Genomic DNA, 17,878 nt, shown 5'->3' with positions numbered 1-17,878 from the left:
TTGAAAAGTCGAATTCGCAAGCAACGACGCAATACGACAAGTTTGCGCGAAGCAATCGAGGTTGTCCTACAGCAAGCTGTGTCCTAACTTGTATGGCGATAGCTATAAAATCTTTTGAAGACTATATAAAAGAGCCAGATTTTATTAAAAACTCTGAGCCGGAACCCTTGCAATTAAACATTTTGAAGCTTATTAAAAGCTATAATAACCAAAATGAGATAGATGAATTAGCTGGTAATAATCTTTTGATTAGGTGGTTTAAAGTTGCTGCTGAAAGTAGTAGTGAATGGTCATCCGTAAGTAAAGAATGGAAAAGTGCTTCCAAGGAGATGACATCTACTATATTTTGGCAGCAATACCTTGGGTTAAAGAACTAGAAATGAGATGATATTAGTGAAGGAATGAATCGCTCCAAGGATAGCAACCGACTGCTGGCGAGAATTTGCGCCCTGTAGCTGAAAGTGATTGAGGTAATCGGACTCGAAGATGCAATCGCTTCTTTAAGTTCCCCGTATCGAAATTCCATAGTCTTATAAAAAAGAGGTGCGGCATTGCCGTACCTCTTTTTAAGTCCAGAAAACTTGAATTCAAACGCCAGAACTGAGGACAAATAACCTTAACTAAGCGGTTATTTTAAACAGGCAAAGCTGAGGAAAAAGCCTTAGACTGAGTGGGCTGGAGTAGATACTCAGAGTCAACTTTTTCAGCAGCCAAGGGCACCAGTTGCACCGCACAAGCTTTCAGTTCCGGTTGCAGTGATTCAGGACAAGATTCGGCATGGGTGAGGGCGTTAGCTTCGGCACCATCTGCCCAAAGAGCGCCCCAGTGCATGGGGACAAAGGCAACACCAGGAGCGATCGCTTTGGTGACCCTGGCAGGGAATCGCGCCGAGCCGCGACGGGTTCGCACTTCCACCCAATCATTCTCCTGAATCTTCAGAGAAGCCGCATCGCGAGGATGAATTTCAATGAATGGCTGCGGGTGCATCTGCCGAATTTTATCAATTCGTCCGGTACGGGTTTGGGTGTGCCAGTGTCCGTAAAGTCTGCCCGTCGTTAGAACAAAAGGATAATTGGAATCGGGCGGTTCCGCCAGTCCCCGCGAATGATAGGCTCCAAATCGCGCCCGTCCATCCGGCGTCGGAAACCGAAAATCCGTGTAAAGCCTTTTTGAGTTTTGAGTTTTGAGTTTTGAGTTTTGGGTTGAAGATTTTAACGGAGAACTCAAACGCAAGGACTCAAAACTCCGATCGGGGCAGGGCCACTGAAGCGGGCCTTGTTGCGATAGTCGTTCGTGACTGAGGCCGCTCATATCGCAGACGCGATCGCGTGTTAGCTTCACATATTCGGCATAGATGGAAGCTGGCGTCTCGTAGGGAAATTTGTCTGCAAAACCTAAGCGCCGTGCGACTTCTGTGAAGATTTGCCAATCGGCTTTGGCTTCTCCTGGGGGAGTGCGAAACGCCTTACACAGCGTGACCACTCGCTCGGAGTTGGTCATCGTGCCAGTTTTCTCGCTCCACTGCGCCGCCGGGAGCAAAACGTGAGCAAAGGCGGCGGTTTCGGTGGGGTAGTAGGCGTCTTGATAGACCGTAAAAGGCGATCGCTGCAATGCGGCTTTCGCACGGTCCAAGTCAGGTAAACTGACAGCCGGGTTCGTAGCAGCAATCCAGAGAACGCCCACATCTCCGGTTTCTAAACCCGTAATAATGTCCCACGCCGTGCGACCCGGATAGGGCGAAATTTGTCCAGCGGGGAGTTGCCAAAACGCTTCAAGTTCTGCTCGATGTTGGGGATTTTTGACCGCTCGATATCCGGGCAGAATGTGGCAAAGACCGCCGGTTTCCCTGCCGCCCATCGCATTTGGTTGACCCGTCAGAGAAAACGGCCCCGCACCGGGTTTGCCAATCTGGGCGGTCATCAGGTGCAGATTCACGATTGTTCGCACCTTGGCAGTGCCTTCAGAAGACTGATTCACGCCCATCGACCACAGAGATAGCACGCGCTTCGACTGTGCCCAGTATCGCGCTGCCGTTTCCAGCTCAGGGATGGAAATACCGCATCGGTCAGCGACGACTTCCGGTGGATAGTGCTGAATGACTTCTGCAAAAGCCGGAAAATTTGTCGTGCAGTCTTCCATGAAATAAGTATCAATCGCGCCCCAACTTAGCAGCAGGTGAGCGATGCCATTGAGTAGATCGATATCGGTGCCTGACCGAATTGCTAAGTGCAAATCCGCTGCCTCAGCCGTGTTCGTTCGGCGTGGATCGACCACAATCATTTTGACGTGGGAATTTTTCTTGTGGTGTTTCCGCAGGCGGTTAAAAATAATCGGGTGACAGTCGGCGGTGTTGCTACCGATGATAAAAGCACAGTCGGTTAAGTCTAAATCTTCGTAGCAGCAAGGCGGCCCATCCGAACCAAAGCTTTGCGTATAACCCGCAACGGCGGAGGACATACACAGACGCGAGTTGGAATCAAAATTATTTGTGCCCAGACACCCTTTGAGCAGTTTCTGAGCAACGTAGTAATCTTCAGTTTGCAGTTGCCCGGAGCCGTACATACACACGCCATCTGAGCCTTGAGTTGCCAGAACGTTTTGAATCTTGCTCGCGACGAGATCCAAAGCTTCCTCCCAGCTGGCGCGGCGGAAAGGTTCATCCAGGGAGTCGCGGATCATCGGATGGAGAAGGCGGTCTTTGGAAAGGGACTCGGCAACGGTAGCACCTTTGACACACACCATCCCGTGACTGGAAGGGTGCGCGCGATCGCCCTGCACTTTCCAGATGGGATTCCCTTGGGCATCCCGATTCGTTGGCTTCCCGGCTTGCGCTGGAGGTGTCACCTCCAATCCACAGCCGACGCCGCAGTAAGGGCAAAGGGTTTTTGTACTGTCAGTTGTCATTCGTCAGTCATCCGTTGCTAATTGCTAATTGCTAACTGCTATTAGCCATACTTCCATTAGTAATTGGAAATTAGTCATAGGTTAATGGCTAATTTCCAACCACCAATGACTAATCATCATCATGAGCAAATCGGTTGAACAGAAAGTCGAGGGCGTAGTTCCGCAGGTTGTAATATTCCGGGTCTTCCATAATCCGAGCGCGATTGCGGGGACGGGGAAAGGGAATCTTCAAAACTTCGCCAATGTTTGCCGATGGCCCGTTGGTCATCATCACCAGCCGATCTGCTAAGAAGAGTGCTTCGTCGATATCGTGGGTAATCATCAAGACCGTAACTCGATGTTCGCGCCAGATGGTCAGCAGTTCTTCTTGTAATTCTTCCTTGGTGATGGCATCCAAGGCTCCGAATGGCTCATCCAAAATTAATACTTTAGGACGAATCGAGAGCGCACGCGCGATCGCGACTCGCTGTTTCATCCCCCCAGATAGCTGAGACGGTTTTTTGTCAGCCGCTTCGGTCAGTCCTACCATTGCCAGATGATCCCGGACGATGCTGACTTTTTCCGACCGGGGTTTACCGGGATAGACAGAATCCACTGCCAGGTAAACATTCTCGAAGGCAGTCAGCCAGGGAAGCAGGCAATAGTTCTGGAATACCATCATCCGGTCTGGACCGGGTTCGCGGATTTTCAGGGTTTCCAGGCGCACTTCACCGTCAGTTGGCTTGTTGAAACCTGACACCATGTTTAACAGGGTGGATTTACCGCAACCAGAGTGTCCGATCAGGCAGATAAATTCGCCTTCATAGACGGTGAGGTTTACCCCATCCAGAACGGTATACGGCCCAGTGGAAGTTGGATAAACTTTGGAAACGTCTTCAATTACCAAAAACGGGTCGCGGTTGACAGTTTCTTGGGTGAGTTGGGTAACGACGCCGGTGTTGTTCAAGGTGTGCATGGGGAGGTTGAAGGTTTTTAATCGCGAATGACTGATAACTACCGACTCACCACTAAGGGGTCGATGTTAATTTCTTCGATGCGAATAGGACGCTTAATTTCCAAGCTATTGAGGTACTTGATGGGATCGTCGGGATTGAAAATGGTGCCGTCGAACATCTGCATGGGTGCGCGATCGCGTCCGATATCCATTAAGCCGAGTTCCCGCGCCGCTTCCCTAAATACATCAATGCGCCGCACTCGTTCTTGAATTTCCAGCCAGTTTTTGGGGAATGGGACAATTCCCCATCGTGCTAGCTGAGTCATCACCCACAGACCTTCCTCCGGTTCGGGGAAGTTCGCTTTATCGACAAAGAACTGGTTATAACGCAATAGCTGTTCGGGTGCTGCGCCCGTCCCGCGAACGTAGGGATCGATAAAGCCGGGACGGGTGTATTCTGGGGCAGACCCGATGTATTGCGGCTGACACAGTAAGTTGACAATTTCTTCCCGATTGCGCCGGTCATCGCAGTATTCGCAAGCTTCCAAAAGGGCTTTGATTAAGGCGATATGAGTTTGCGGGTACTTATTTGCCCATTCTTCCTTGCATCCGAGTACCTTCTCCGGATGTCCCGCCCACAACTCCATATCGGTGGCAATCACAAAACCGAGTTTTTCATGAACGGCGCGAGAGTTCCAAGGTTCGCCGACACAGTAGCCATCAATACTTCCAGATTTCAGATTGGCGACCATCTGGGCGGGTGGAATCACCGTCAAGCTGACATCTCGATCGGGATCGATGCCACCACTTGCCAACCAGTAGCGCAGCATCATGTTGTGCATGGAGGCAGGATGCACCACTCCTAACGTATGAATTTTGTCAGGAGTTTGGGCGATCGCTTCCTTGAAATCAGCCAAGGTGCGAACGCCGCGATCGTATAGATTCTTACTCAAGGTAATCGCATTACCGTTACGCGATAACGTCATCGCCGTACACACGGGCATTGGCGGCTTTCCCTCGGCTCCCAAGGTCATTGCCATCGGCATCCCGGCGACCATCTGAGCAGCATCCAGGCGTCCCGTCGCCACCCCTTGCTCGATCGCCTTCCAACTAGGTTCGCGGTTTAGCGTCACATCTTCTAACCCGTGCTTCGCAAAGAAACCTTTTTCCTTTGCTACCACCAACGGGGCGCAGTCAGTTAGGGGAATAAAGCCAATTTCCAGATTGACTTTCTCCAACCCATTCCGGGCAACCACCACAGGTTTCGTTGCCTGACGCTGCTTGGCTTTTTTCTGCTGGTTGAGGAAGTAAATTATCTCATTCCGCAAGCCGTAATAGCTGGCATGATTGACGACCTCCATCCGCTTGCGTGGGCGCGGAATCGGGACTTCCAGAATTTGTCCGATGTGCGCGTCTGGGCCGTTGGTCAGCATCACAATGCGGTCAGACAGTAGCAGCGCTTCGTCCACATCATGCGTCACCATGATCGCGGTGACTTTGCTTTCCTGACAGATTTGCATCAACTTTTCTTGCAAACCACCCCGTGTCAGGGCGTCTAGTGCCCCAAACGGTTCATCGAGTAGTAGCAACTTAGGACGAAGGGCGAGGGCACGCGCGATCGCTACCCGCTGTCTCATTCCCCCCGATAGCTGACCGGGTCGTTTATCCGCAGCCTGCCGCAATCCCACCAAATCGATGTGATGCTCTACAATTCCCTTGCGTTCACCCCTGGGTTTGTTCTGCAATACTTCATCTACCCCCAGGGCGATGTTTTCCCGCACGGTGAGCCAGGGAAGCAGCGAATAATTTTGGAACACGACCATTCGGTCTGGTCCCGGCGAAGTCACCTGTCGCCCTTCCAAAATCACACCCCCACTCGTGGGTCTATCTAGACCAGCAACCATATTGAGTAGGGTGGATTTGCCGCAGCCAGAGTGTCCAATTAAAGAAACAAATTCACCTTGTTTGATTTTCAGGTCAATATTCTTGAGTGCCACATAAGTACCGCCATTAGCAAGCGAGTACACCCGGTCAACATGGTCAATTTCTACGAAGACAGACATAAGAAAGGACTGAGGTATGAGGACTGAGGGCTGAGGGTTGAGGACTGAGGACTGAGGAATAAAAATTGAAGATGAGTTGAGCAAGTTAAAGTCGAAAAGTTGACTTATACTTCCTTCAGTCCTTACTTCTACTTCTGTTCCTCTGGTACGACTTTAGAGGCAACGAAACCAACTACCCTGTCTAGCAGCAGACCCACAATGCCGACATAGACAAGCGCGAGAATAATTTGGCTGAGTAAAGAGTTGTTGTAAGCATCCCAGATGAAGAACCCAATCCCCACACCGCCTACCAACATTTCAGCAGCAATAATTGCCAGCCAAGACAAACCAATGCCAATTCTAAGACCAGTAAAGATATAAGGAACTGCTGCGGGGAAGAGAATCTTAAAGAAATACTTCTGCTTAGAAAGCCGCAATACTCTAGCGACGTTTCGGTAATCTTGAGGAATCTGTTGTACGCCCACCGTGGTGTTAATAATAATGGGCCAGATCGATGTAATAAAAATTACGAAAATAGCTGAGGGATTGCTTTGTTGAAATGCCGCTAGAGAAATCGGTAGCCATGCTAGGGGAGGAATGGTACGCAGAACCTGAAAGATGGGGTCTAAAGCCCGATAGACAAACTGATTGGTGCCAATCAGGATACCCAATGCGATCCCAACTAAGGTAGACAGAGAGAAGCCAATCGCCACCCGTTGTAAGCTGGCGAAGATTTGCAATGCCAAGCCTTTATCCGTTCCGCCATTATCGAAAAAAGGATTGATGATATAAGGGTCCCAAGTTTCCATTAGCACTTGTACTGGTCCCGGCAACCCTTTAGATCCGGGAGGGCAAAGAACTTGCCAAACGATCAACAAGGCCGCGAGTGCTAGCAGCGGTGGCACAATATATTTAATTTTCTTCTGGAAGAAGTTGCCGATTAACTTCTGGGGATTGTTACTTGAAAAGCGATTATCAGTCCTAACAGTCATTCTCACTCCTAATTGTTAATCATATTGATTATTCATTGGTCAGCAAATAGCTAATCGCCGCTTGCTCTTGAACAATTAGCTTGAACAATTAGCAATTAGCTACTTGCTATTCACCATTTATGCCTTCTTAATCTTGAGACTCTTCAAGTATTCCTCTGGTTTTTCTGGGTCAAACTTGACACCATCAAAGAAGGTTTCAATACCCCTAGAGGTGCTAGTTGGAATTTCTGAAGCAGGAACTCCTAGTGCTTTTGCCGCTTCTTTCCAAAGGTCTTCCCGGTTCACTTTGTCAACGAGTTCCTTAACTTTGGTATCCGCAGGAATATTCCCCCAACGGATGTTTTCAGTTAGGAACCAGGTGTCGTGACTCTTGTACGGATAAGAAGCGTTATCTGACCAGAACTTCATCAACAGCGGACTATTTTGCACGACCGGGCGACCATCGCCGTAGTCAATGTTGCCTTTGGAGCGTTCGATAATATCTTTGGCTGGGACTTTAAACCATTTTGCTTGGGAGACAATTTGGCACATCTCCTCTTTGTTTTCTGCCTTGTCGCACCACTGCTGGGCTTCCTGTACCGCCATTAGCAGCGCTTTGGCAGAATTGGGATTTTTATCTACCCAATCAGCCCGCATGGCAAAAGCTTTTTCGGGATGGTCTTTCCACAGTTCTCCTGTTACCAAGGCGGTGTAACCCTGCCCTTGGTTCACCAGCTGGGCGTTCCACGGTTCGCCTACACAGAAGGCTTCCATGTTGCCCGTTTTCATATTCGCCACCATCTGAGGTGGTGGTACGGGGACTGTAGAAATATCCTTGTTTGGATCGATGCCGCCTGCTGCTAACCAGTAGCGCATCCAGAGGTCGTGGGTGCCACCAGGATAGGTAATAGCTGCTTTGGGGTCACTTTTGGCCCCAGCTTTGGTAAAGGCTTCTTTGAGTCCTTTGCTGTCTAAGCCGACTTTTGAATCTTTGTAAGTATTAGCAACAGAAATTGCTTGACCGTTGGTATTCAACCGCGCCAGGATGTACATCGGCACTGGCTGCTTGTTCTTGGTTTGCCCCAAGGTCATAAAGTAAGGCATAGGGGATAGGATATGTGCCCCATCAATCCCACCAGCGTTACCGGCTGTCCCTAGCTCCAAGTTATCGCGGGTGACGGGCCAAGAAGCTTGCTTGACAACCTCAACATCTGTCATGCCGTATTTGGCAAACAACCCTTTTTCCTGGGCGACAATCAGGGGCGCGGAATCTGTCAGAGCAATAAATCCTAGCTTGGCGGTGGTTGTTTCTACTTTCGGCGCATTGGCTGCTGTGCTAGTGGCAACGGGGGAGGAATTTGAAGCGGATTTGGCGCTCTTAGTGGGGCCGGAACTACAGCCATGAGCCAGCAAGCTTCCTGCTGTGGCTGCTCCTGCTGTGATGATGAATTGCCGTCTAGAAAGTCTGCTCATATTTCTCATGCAAGTGGTAACTCAGTGGTAGGTAGTCGGTAAAAGCTTGTGCGCTAGCCGCTACCCTATAAGCGAGGTGTAGCCCCAAACTGTTCGATCAATAAATTCCGCAATACGGGTTTGAGGTCTTCGCAGGGAATGCTTTTCTGCACGCAGGTACCCAGATGGGCTTCTTTCCCGACTGTGCCGCCCATGTAAAGATCGACACCTTCTAAGGTTTTGCCGTTTTTGCGAACTTTTGTCCCCATCAAACCGATGTCGGCGACTTGAGGCTGACCGCAGGAGTTGGGGCAGCCCGTCCAGTGAATCCGCACAGGTTTGGTTAGAGATAATTCTGCTCCCAGTTCCTCAATCGTTGCCAGGGCGCGGTTTTTGGTTTCAATCAAGGCAAAGTTGCAGAACTGCGATCCGGTGCAGGAGACAAGCGATCGCGCTAAGGGATCGGGATTGATGGAGAATCGCTCTAGCAGGGGTTCGGCTAAGCAGGCATCTAAGCGCGAGTCGGGAATATTCGGGATGATGACATTTTGCTCAACGGTGAACCGCATTTCCCCGTTGCCGTAGACTTCAGCCATCCGAGCCAGGTCAAACATATCCTGGGCATAGAGACGCCCTACAGGAACGTGTAAGCCGACGTAGTTTAAGCCGGGTTGCTTCTGCGGGTAGACGCCGATGTGGTCGCGCTTTTCCCAGTCAATTTCGTCTTTTTCGGCAGATGGTTGGAGAGGCTTCTCCAGATATTCTTCGACCAAGGCTCGAAATTGTCCTAACCCCAATTCATCGATCAGCCACATCAGCCGTGCTTTGTGCCGATTCGAGCGGGGACCGCGATCGCGAAAAACTTCTAAAACCGCTCGGCATACCTCTACAACATCGTCGGGATGCACCCAAGCATTCAGGGGAATGGCAGCATCGCACCGTTTGGCAGAGAACAAGCCACCGACGAGGACATTAAACCCGAACACGCCATCTTTGTAGGCAGGGACGAAGGCGAGGTCGTTGATTTCAGCGTGAACCGAGTTGTCGCGACAACCCGCGATCGCAATATTGAATTTCCGGGGCAGATTGCTGAAAGCTTTGTTGCCTTCCCCATGATTCGTAATCATGTCTTGGACTTGCTGCACAAGACTTCGCGTATCAAATAATTCATCCGCATCAATCCCCGCGACTGGCGAACCCGTGATGTTGCGGACGTTGTCCATCCCCGACTGAACGCTGGTCATCTCCACTCGTTCTAACCGTCGGAAGATTTCTGGCACATCCTCGATCCGGACTCCCCGCAGTTGGATATTTTGCCGGGTGGTAATGTCGCCACAGCCATCTTCGCCGTAGCGCTGCACAATCTCGGCGAGCATTCGCATTTGATCGCTGGTGAGGATACCGCTGGGCATCCGCATCCGCATCATAAATTTTCCGGGCGTAACAGGTCTGAAGAAAATCCCTACCCACTTGAGCCGGTGGTCGCGGTCTGTTTCGTCCATCGCCTCCCAGCCAACCTGGGCAAAATGTTCGAGTTCTGCCTTTACCGCCAGACCATCTTTCTCTGCTTTGAATTTTTCAAATTTATTAAGACTTGCTGTAGGCGTGGCTGTGCTTGTCATGGGTGTGTCCTCATTACGTGGCGCTCGAATGCCCGCAAACGGATAATATGCGTGTTTGTCAATTGCTCGTTGATGATAAGTTATGCAAACTGAACTGTGAAATTCGTATAAGAAATTACAAAATGTTAATAGACATGAAGTTTTTGCATCGATCGGATGCCATTTAGGCATGGCATCCCCCTTAAGGAAGATTAATGATTAACATTAGAAATTCTTGTGGCGAGGGGTTTTGAGGAAGCGATCGCTTCCTCAAAACCCCTATCAATGCAATCATTGAGTTTCCCTTAACTTACAGCCATCCCATCGCCGAACTCACAGAAACGTGATTTGCCTCCCCTTAAACGTGGCATTCAGCAATTTTGTGAGAATTTACGTTCGGTAAAACCCGATCGCACGCAAATATTCAAAACATTCGGAGGGAGCGCTGTTTTGTACGATAGGCATAGAACGGGTAAGAAACTCGGCAAATTATTAAATGATCATCCCGACTTCTGTGCTGGCAGATTTGCTGCAAGTCCTGCCTCAGCTGCGACCTCAAATGTATTTCAAGTCTTCCTTAATCGCCTTATCTCATGCGATGGAAGACCAGGTTCTGGCATCTTTAGAGCCGCATCTGGTGATTGCCAGCTTCCAGCGAGAGCGCTTCTACCGTCAGGAGGCTCACCGTTACCGACGGATTGCAGAACGGACAGAGCAGTTATATGTGCTGGCAGCACCAGAAACCGACTTTACCAACAGTTCGGAAGCTTACGAAACGATTGCGTTTGAGCCGACAGATGGTTTAAGTCAAGAGTGGCACTTAGTGGTGATCGGGCAGAATTATGCCACCTGTTTAGTTTGTCGAGAACGAAACCTAACCGATGATGGGCGATCGCTTCAGGGTACAAAAGGAAAGATAGCTGGGAGAAAAGGCACATCCGCGATTTCCTCCAGCCGCCGCACTTCCGACTCCCCTCGAACGACTTCCCGATTGCGGATTTCATCGTTTGAAGGGATAGACCCCGCCCGCCGGTTTGAGGGGATCTGGACATTCGATCGCCAAGTCAGTTGCATTGTTGCGGAATTATTACTCAATCGGATTTCGCAGTACCGTCCAGAATTGGCTCCAAAGCTGGCTCAAGCACGAAATATTTACGGCATCCCTTCGACGAGTCAGTTTTTAGAAACTTCCTTTGGAACCAATCCGGAAGCAGCGAATCGGCAGAATTTTTCAGTTCAATCGATACAGTCGCAGGCGGCGAAAGAACCCTCCGTCCAAACTCCAGAGTCTCTTACCGACAATCCCGATCCCTTTGTTCAGTGCCTAGTCACTTACTTGCAAGCAGGGCAGTACAAGCTACTCAAAGCTTATCGCTCGATTTCTGCCCAAGAACGGAAAGAGCGCCTAGTGAACTCGATTACCGCTGCCATCCGGCGGGGCAGTCACACGGGACAACCCTTGCACCCGGATGAAATTCTATCCGTTGCCGTGCAGGAATTAGGACAAGCACTGTTTGCTTGCCGGTGTCTGATTTATCGTGCCGGGGCAGCCGATACCTCGACCACGATTCACCATGAATTCTTGAGGGTGACGGATAACGGCAATTCTCGGCTTGTCTCTGCACTCGGTCACAATTGGCCTTTACAAGAAAATCCTCTATTTCAGGAAGTTGTGCAGAAACGAGAGCGAGTTTATGTTGCCGATACTCATCTCGACCCTCGGATTCTTGACCCTCGTACTGTAGAAACATCGACAGGAGTGTCAGAACCTGCTTCCAATCACTCACTCCAGCCTCTAGTAAGCCGCTTTTCGATTCAGTCTTGGCTAATGATGCCAGTGCTGTATCAGGATCGGCTCCTGGGGATAGTAGAGCTGCATCATTGCGGTGCTACCCCCTATGAGTGGCAGGACGACGAATTGGAACTCGTAGAAGCCATTTCTATTCAAATCGGCGGGGCACTGATTCAAGCCGAAGCCTACGTCAACCTGGAAGACCTCAACCAACAGCTAGAAGCTCTCGACCGCACCCGCAGCAACTTAGTCGCGATCACAGGTCACGAACTCCGCACCCCCCTCTCCACGATTCAAGTCTGCCTGGAAAGTCTGGCAAGCGAACCTGATATGCCCCCGGAGATGCGGCAAGTGATGCTCAGCACCGCTCTCACCGACGCCGAGCGGATGCGTAAACTGGTGCAAGACTTCCTCACCCTTTCTCGCTTGGAAAGTGGTCGGGTGCAATGGCATCCAGAACCCCTAGCGCTGCCAGAGTGCATCGATCTTGCCCTCAGCAGTATCCGCGCCCGCAATTCGGATGGTCAGCTGCCAAAGATTGTCACCAAAGTGCCTGATTCGCTGCCTTTAGTACGAGCGGATGGGGAGTGGTTGGTCGAGGTGCTTGCGAAACTGCTGGACAACGCTTGCAAATTTACAACGTCTAAAGGAAAAATTAGTATCCTCGCTGAGTGTAACGACAGCTCAATGCTGGAAGTTACGGTTGCCGATACAGGTCGCGGGATTGAACCCAGCGGGCTTGAGGTTGTCTTCGATCGGTTCTATCAGGAAGAAGGCGCTCTGCGGCGAACTACTGGCGGTACTGGTCTAGGACTGGCGATTTGTCGCCAAGTTGTTACAGGCTGGGGCGGTGAAATTTGGGCGGAATCTGCTGGTAAAGATCAAGGCAGTCAGTTTCACTTTACAGTGCCTATCGTGGCAAGACAGTCAGCAGTCACGAGTCAGTAGTCCTTGATAAAATCAGTTCGCAATGATTCGTCAGCAATCCCTTGACTAATGACCCATGACTCATGACGAAATGACCAGCGACCCATGACTAATGACAAACTGTAACAGTTCTTGACAGACTCGCAAGACAGGCGTTGCCTCGGTGATAGGATGCCCTAAAACGTTGGGAGAAAAATCTATGCCAGAAACTCTTACTGGACAAACCCCCATATTTGGCGGCGGTACCGGCGGTTTGCTCACCAAAGCTGAACTAGAAGAAAAGTACGCCATCACTTGGACAAGCCCGAAACAGCAAGTATTTGAATTGCCTACTGGTGGCTCTGCCATCATGAACCAAGGTGATAACTTGCTATACCTAGCACGGAAAGAATACTGCATCATGTTAGGCGGTCAGGTACTCCGAGCCAAGTTCAAAATCAACAACTACAAGATTTACCGTGTCTTCCCGAACGGTGAAATGGAGTATCTGCATCCTAAGGATGGCGTCTTCCCAGAGAAAGTCAATCAAGGTCGTCCTTATGTGAATAAGAAAGACCGGAACATTGGCAGCAACCCGGAACCACCAACTGTTAAGTTTAGCGGTCGTCCGACTTACGAGGTTTAGCACCTTTTAAATTTTTTAGTAAAAGTAGGGTGGGCACTGTCCACCCTACTTTGTTTGTTAAATACTTTCTTCGTTAAAACTTTATTCGTTAAAGATAATGCGAGAAATGGGTGGATAAAAGGCAATCCTGTTGGGTTAACGGTTTGAATCCAGATATCGTAATTCTCGTTTGGGTGCGACATATCTGTAAGGGCATTGCATTGCTATGCCCCTACCAAACATTGGAACCGCCAGAGATTCCACCTCGCTGAGAACCGCTATATTTTCTCCCCAAGACTTCTCTCTCACGAATTCTCCCCACGACTTCCCGATAAATTGGGCGAACTACCTAAGACAAAAATACGATAATCCAAATGAGCTAAATGAGAAGGATGAAGGATGAACTGAAGCGTCTGGTTCTTCCCTTTTCCCTTTTGCGCCCGTTTCTGTTTTACCCTGGATGAATAATGGCGTCGCTAGGGCGAATCGCCTCGATCCAGAACGCAAGAAAATTATGATTTTTCCTGATTTTTCCCAATTTTCCGATCTGGCTAAACAGGGTAATTTTGTGCCGGTGTATCAGGAATGGGTGGCAGACCTAGATACACCCGTGTCTGCTTGGTACAAAGTCTGTGCTGGACAGCCTTATAGCTTTTTACTGGAATCCGTGGAAGGTGGGGAAAAAGTAGGACGCTACAGTTTTGTCGGCTGCGATCCTTTGTGGGTGTTGGAGGCGAGAGGAAATAAAACGACGCAAACCCACCGTGACGGGAGGGCGATCGCGTTTGAAGGCGATCCGTTTCAGGCATTAGCTTACTGTCTAAAGCCGTTTCACCCGGTAACGTTGCCCCAATTGCCGCCCGGAATCGGCGGATTATTTGGCTTCTGGGGTTATGAACTAATTAACTGGATAGAGCCGCGCGTGCCGATTTATCCCGCCTCAGAGGACGATTTGCCGGATGGATTGTGGATGCAGGTCGATAACCTGATTATTTTCGATCAGGTGAAGCGCAAGATTTGGGCGATCGCGTATGCGGATTTGCGCGACCCAGATGTGGATTTGGCTCAGGCATATCAACAAGCTTGCGATCGCGTTACTCAATTGGTGAGCAAACTCCAGCTACCTCTGTCGGGAAAAGATACTTTGTTGCAATGGACGCCCCCTGAAAATCGGGAGAAGCAACTCACCTACACCAGCAACACTGGACGCGAACAATTCTGCGCCAATGTGGAAAAGGCAAAAGATTATATTCGTGCGGGGGATATTTTCCAAGTCGTCCTGTCTCAACAACTCTGTGCCGAATATAGTGGCGATCCTTTTGCCTTATATCGCTCTTTGCGCCTGATTAATCCCTCGCCTTATATGGCTTATTTCAACTTCGGCGATTGGCAGATTATTGGTTCTAGCCCGGAAGTGATGGTGAAGGCGGTGCTGAGTTCCTACGGAGGCGATGCGGCGCTAACAGAGGAGGGGATGAGCGCGACCGTGCGCCCGATTGCCGGGACGCGCCCGCGAGGGAAGACGCCCAAAGAAGATGACGCCTTTGCCGAGGACTTACTTCAAGACCCGAAGGAAATTGCCGAACACGTGATGCTGGTTGACTTAGGGCGCAATGATTTGGGGCGCGTCTGCACCAGCGGTACGGTGAGAGTCGATGAATTGATGCTAATCGAGCGTTACTCTCATGTGATGCACATCGTCAGTAACGTACTGGGAGAACTTGCGCCCGATAAAACCGCCTGGGATTTACTCAAAGCCTGCTTCCCCGCCGGAACCGTCAGCGGTGCCCCCAAAATTCGAGCGATGGAGATTATTCACGAACTCGAACCCTGCCGTCGTGGCCCTTATTCGGGGGCATATGGCTGGTATGACTTTGAGGGGCAATTAAATACAGCGATCGCGATTCGCACGATGGTTGTTCGTTCTCAAGCCAATGGGAAACATCAGGTGTCAGTCCAAGCGGGTGCGGGTCTGGTTGCCGATTCTCGCCCCGAAACTGAGTACCAAGAAACCCTCAACAAAGCTAAAGGATTGCTAGAGGCTATTCGCTGTCTTGAATAGAGCCTAAGCCGTTAAGGGAGTGTAGAGACGCGATGATTAATCGCGTCTCTTTTTCAAGAACTTGATTGAGGTTAGAGCGGTTTCATTACGACGGCTTCATAGGGAATCACGCCCACCTCTTCGCTCTTAACGCAGCGAGCAGCTCCCCGCGACAAATCGAGCGTTCTCGGCGCAATGTAGGGGCCACGGTCAGTCACCCGCACGATGACAGCATCCCCATTTTTCAAGTTGGTCACTTTCAGAAAGGTATTAAAAGGCAGAGAAGGATGAGCCGCCGTGAGTGCATCCTGGTTGTAGATTTCGCCGTTTGCTGTTTGGCGTCCGTGAAAATAGCCCCCATACCAAGAGGCTAAACCATCGATTTTGGTATCTGTGTGGGTTAATCTGTGCATTTGGGCTTGAGCTTCGACCAAGCTTAAAGGCTTTTCCCCCAAAGCGATGCGGAGATTATTTACCCATTCGATGGCTAAGAGTTGGCGATCGCGTTTGAAGTTGGTAGCGATCGCTTTATCAATGACGAACAACTGGTCGTTGCCTAGCTTACCCCCTGGCTTCCCATCCACCAGCGTTGGTCTCAGTTGCGATGCGTCTAGATTGGAGTTTTGCAGGAGTTGCGCGACTCGCTTGGCAAATCGCTCTGCTTGGTTTTTTTCAGGGATTTGAGCAACTAAATGTCCCTTGACCCAGACTTGAAATTGCTCCTGTTCTCCGCTGGATGTGGCGACGCTCTTACTTTTACGCCCAGCCAAGGACATCCAAAAACCTTGCTGTTTCCCGATTTTTTCACCGATTACGCGATCGCCCGATTCGCTCTTGCCACCCGTCTTAACCACTGCAACCGGCGCAGGCGTTGTCTTGTCGCGAGAGTCACTCCAAGCAGGGAATTTCAACAAATTCTGCATCACCTGCATAATTCTGGTCGGAAAACTAGGTTTTGGCGCTCGATTGGCAGGAACTTCAACCCATGAAGCCGACTGAGATAGGATAGTTGGCGCTACTGGCGCTTCCTTCGGGGGTGCTGATCCGGGACGGCAAAGCACATTATTCACCGTCTCTAGCTTCCGACTAGCTTGTGCGGGTGCTTTAGCATTGCTTGATGAAGATTGGCTCTGATTTCCTCCTAGCTGGAAACCCCAGGAAGGCAAGAACGCGCTGAATTTCTGAGAATGTAAACCACTTAAATAAGAGTAAGGTTTCTCCTTTCCTACAGCGTGAACTAACAGAGATTTATCGCTTTCGAGAGGATTATTGACAGATGAAAAAACCTTGGCTGGAAGTGTTATCGAGAGGTAATCAGGTATACTCGACAACGCCTGGTTAGAGAAAAAACAGCTGACCCAAGAAGTTACCCAAACAAGTCCGAAAAATGGCATTGGCAAAAATATCTTTAATTACAATGCACTCTGGATTTGCAAACGTTCTCTAGTATACCAACCTCCTTCTTTGGTATATCTTCCCTCCGGCTGAGTTGTGCATTTTGACGCGATCCCAGCCTTTGTTAATAAACCACACAGTAGCGATTTTGACAAGTATGAAGCCCCTCAACTTTTACATTGTTGATGTTTTTGCCGTAGGAAAATACACGGGTAATCAGCTAGCCGTCTTTACGGATGTCGGTGATATTACTGATGCTCAGATGCAAAGAATTGCTAAAGAAACGAACTATTCAGAAACCACTTTTGTAACCTCTCTTGTGGTTCGAGATGGGGGTTATGATGTGCGAATTTTCACGCCGGAGCAAGAATTACCATTCGCGGGTCATCCTACTTTAGGAACTGCCTATATTTTGCAAAACGAAATTATTAAGCAGCCGGTTGAAAACTTAATTTTAAATCTGAAGGTTGGGCAAATCCCCGTATCGCTGCATTATGCAGAGCAAGCAGTAGAATGGTTGTGGATGCAGCAAAAACCACCTATTTTTACCCAAACCTTCGAGAGAGAGGCACTCGCCCAAGTTTTGAATTTAGAACCCAGCGAGATAGATTCTCGATTCCCAATTCAAGAAGTTTCTACGGGAGTTCCCTTTATTATCGTTCCCTTAAAAACGCACCAATCTTTAAAGCGAATCAAGATAAATAAGGATAAATATTTTGATTTGGTTCGTGATACTCAAGGTAAATGTATATTAGTTTTCTGCCCTGAAACTCATAAGTCAGAGAATGACTTAAGCGTGCGCGTGTTTGCCGAGTATGCCGGAATTTCCGAAGATCCTGCTACAGGAAGTGCGAATGGTTGTTTAGCGGGTTATTTGGTTCAGCATTCCTATTTTGGAGCAGAGACGATTGATCTCAAAGTTGAGCAAGGATATGAAATTGGCAGACCTTCTTTGTTATTGTTAAAAGCTCAAAAAAATGCTGAGTCTATTGAAGTAGCGGTGGGTGGTAAGGTGATTTTAGTTGCCAAAGGGGAATTCGTCTAACCGACGAGATTTGCTTTGGCTCAATCCGGTTTAGTTAAGCAGACTTGTAGATTGGGTTTGGCTTAGCAAAATCCATCAAATGTTTTAATCTATTGGGTTTCGGGTCTCAGCCCAATCTACACAGGCTAAAACTTTTAGCCTGAAGGAAACCGGACTTTGCATCTATTCTT

General features: G+C 49.5%; 11 protein-coding genes and 1 pseudogene. 5 read left to right on the top strand and 7 right to left on the bottom strand.

The annotated features are described in order from the left end of the window. Window positions 1-377, top strand: a pseudogene (locus tag H6H02_RS13265) (hypothetical protein); the annotation flags it as partial. Window positions 378-633: 256 nt separating this feature from the next. Here the strand turns inward: H6H02_RS13265 and H6H02_RS13260 are convergent. From H6H02_RS13260 to H6H02_RS13235, 6 genes are all read right to left on the bottom strand, one after another. Further along, the gene (locus tag H6H02_RS13260; protein WP_190818314.1) at window positions 634-2,904 is read right to left on the bottom strand and encodes a nitrate reductase; all 2,271 of its coding nucleotides are present in this window, start codon (window positions 2,902-2,904) and stop codon (window positions 634-636) included. 109 nt (window positions 2,905-3,013) lie between these two features. Beyond that, window positions 3,014-3,859: a nitrate ABC transporter ATP-binding protein gene (locus H6H02_RS13255; protein WP_190818312.1), complete on the bottom strand. Its 846-nt coding sequence runs from the start codon at window positions 3,857-3,859 to the stop codon at window positions 3,014-3,016. Window positions 3,860-3,897: 38 nt separating this feature from the next. After that, entirely contained in the window at window positions 3,898-5,901 is a 2,004-nt protein-coding gene (locus tag H6H02_RS13250; protein WP_190818310.1) for a nitrate ABC transporter ATP-binding protein, read from the bottom strand. Window positions 5,902-6,029: 128 nt separating this feature from the next. Continuing rightward, entirely contained in the window at window positions 6,030-6,872 is an 843-nt protein-coding gene (gene ntrB, locus H6H02_RS13245) for a nitrate ABC transporter permease (RefSeq protein ID WP_190818308.1), read from the bottom strand. A 117-nt stretch (window positions 6,873-6,989) separates the two neighbouring features. Further along, the gene (locus tag H6H02_RS13240; RefSeq protein ID WP_190818306.1) at window positions 6,990-8,324 is read right to left on the bottom strand and encodes a CmpA/NrtA family ABC transporter substrate-binding protein; all 1,335 of its coding nucleotides are present in this window, start codon (window positions 8,322-8,324) and stop codon (window positions 6,990-6,992) included. Between the two features lie 65 nt (window positions 8,325-8,389). Beyond that, window positions 8,390-9,925, bottom strand: a complete 1,536-nt coding sequence (locus tag H6H02_RS13235) for a ferredoxin--nitrite reductase (protein WP_190818303.1) — start codon at window positions 9,923-9,925, stop codon at window positions 8,390-8,392. 475 nt (window positions 9,926-10,400) lie between these two features. Here H6H02_RS13235 and H6H02_RS13230 point away from each other — a divergent pair, with 475 nt between their 5' ends. From H6H02_RS13230 to H6H02_RS13220, 3 genes are all read left to right on the top strand, one after another. Next, window positions 10,401-12,644, top strand: coding sequence for a DICT sensory domain-containing protein (locus H6H02_RS13230; protein WP_190818301.1), 2,244 nt, complete (start codon window positions 10,401-10,403; stop codon window positions 12,642-12,644). Between the two features lie 178 nt (window positions 12,645-12,822). Further along, window positions 12,823-13,248, top strand: a complete 426-nt coding sequence (locus H6H02_RS13225; protein ID WP_190818299.1) for a photosystem I reaction center subunit II PsaD — start codon at window positions 12,823-12,825, stop codon at window positions 13,246-13,248. A gap of 493 nt (window positions 13,249-13,741) precedes the next feature. Further along, on the top strand, window positions 13,742-15,289 hold the full coding sequence (locus H6H02_RS13220; RefSeq protein WP_190818351.1) for an anthranilate synthase component I family protein: 1,548 nt from the start codon (window positions 13,742-13,744) through the stop codon (window positions 15,287-15,289). Window positions 15,290-15,360: 71 nt separating this feature from the next. On the opposite strand, the gene H6H02_RS13215 is transcribed toward H6H02_RS13220, so the two are convergent. Continuing rightward, the gene (locus H6H02_RS13215) at window positions 15,361-16,434 is read right to left on the bottom strand and encodes a septal ring lytic transglycosylase RlpA family protein (protein ID WP_242040693.1); all 1,074 of its coding nucleotides are present in this window, start codon (window positions 16,432-16,434) and stop codon (window positions 15,361-15,363) included. A gap of 386 nt (window positions 16,435-16,820) precedes the next feature. Between H6H02_RS13215 and H6H02_RS13210 the strand changes: the two genes are divergently transcribed. Continuing rightward, window positions 16,821-17,708, top strand: coding sequence for a PhzF family phenazine biosynthesis protein (locus H6H02_RS13210; RefSeq protein ID WP_190818297.1), 888 nt, complete (start codon window positions 16,821-16,823; stop codon window positions 17,706-17,708). Window positions 17,709-17,878 lie beyond the last annotated feature (170 nt).

This window comes from Coleofasciculus sp. FACHB-1120 (assembly GCF_014698845.1).
Classification (GTDB): Bacteria; Cyanobacteriota; Cyanobacteriia; order Cyanobacteriales; family FACHB-T130; genus FACHB-T130.
The sequence above is the reverse complement of the archived record's forward strand: the minus strand, read 5'-3'. Positions and strand labels throughout refer to the sequence as shown.

Coding starts and splice junctions, on each gene's coding strand:
- H6H02_RS13260 (WP_190818314.1), bottom strand. CDS start 2,904: ATGACAACTGACAGTACAAAAACCCTTTGCCCTTACTGCGGCGTCGGC.
- H6H02_RS13230 (WP_190818301.1), top strand. CDS start 10,401: ATGATCATCCCGACTTCTGTGCTGGCAGATTTGCTGCAAGTCCTGCCT.
- ntrB (WP_190818308.1), bottom strand. CDS start 6,872: ATGACTGTTAGGACTGATAATCGCTTTTCAAGTAACAATCCCCAGAAG.
- H6H02_RS13210 (WP_190818297.1), top strand. CDS start 16,821: ATGAAGCCCCTCAACTTTTACATTGTTGATGTTTTTGCCGTAGGAAAA.
- H6H02_RS13255 (WP_190818312.1), bottom strand. CDS start 3,859: ATGCACACCTTGAACAACACCGGCGTCGTTACCCAACTCACCCAAGAA.
- H6H02_RS13250 (WP_190818310.1), bottom strand. CDS start 5,901: ATGTCTGTCTTCGTAGAAATTGACCATGTTGACCGGGTGTACTCGCTT.
- H6H02_RS13240 (WP_190818306.1), bottom strand. CDS start 8,324: ATGAGCAGACTTTCTAGACGGCAATTCATCATCACAGCAGGAGCAGCC.
- H6H02_RS13235 (WP_190818303.1), bottom strand. CDS start 9,925: ATGACAAGCACAGCCACGCCTACAGCAAGTCTTAATAAATTTGAAAAA.
- H6H02_RS13225 (WP_190818299.1), top strand. CDS start 12,823: ATGCCAGAAACTCTTACTGGACAAACCCCCATATTTGGCGGCGGTACC.
- H6H02_RS13220 (WP_190818351.1), top strand. CDS start 13,742: ATGATTTTTCCTGATTTTTCCCAATTTTCCGATCTGGCTAAACAGGGT.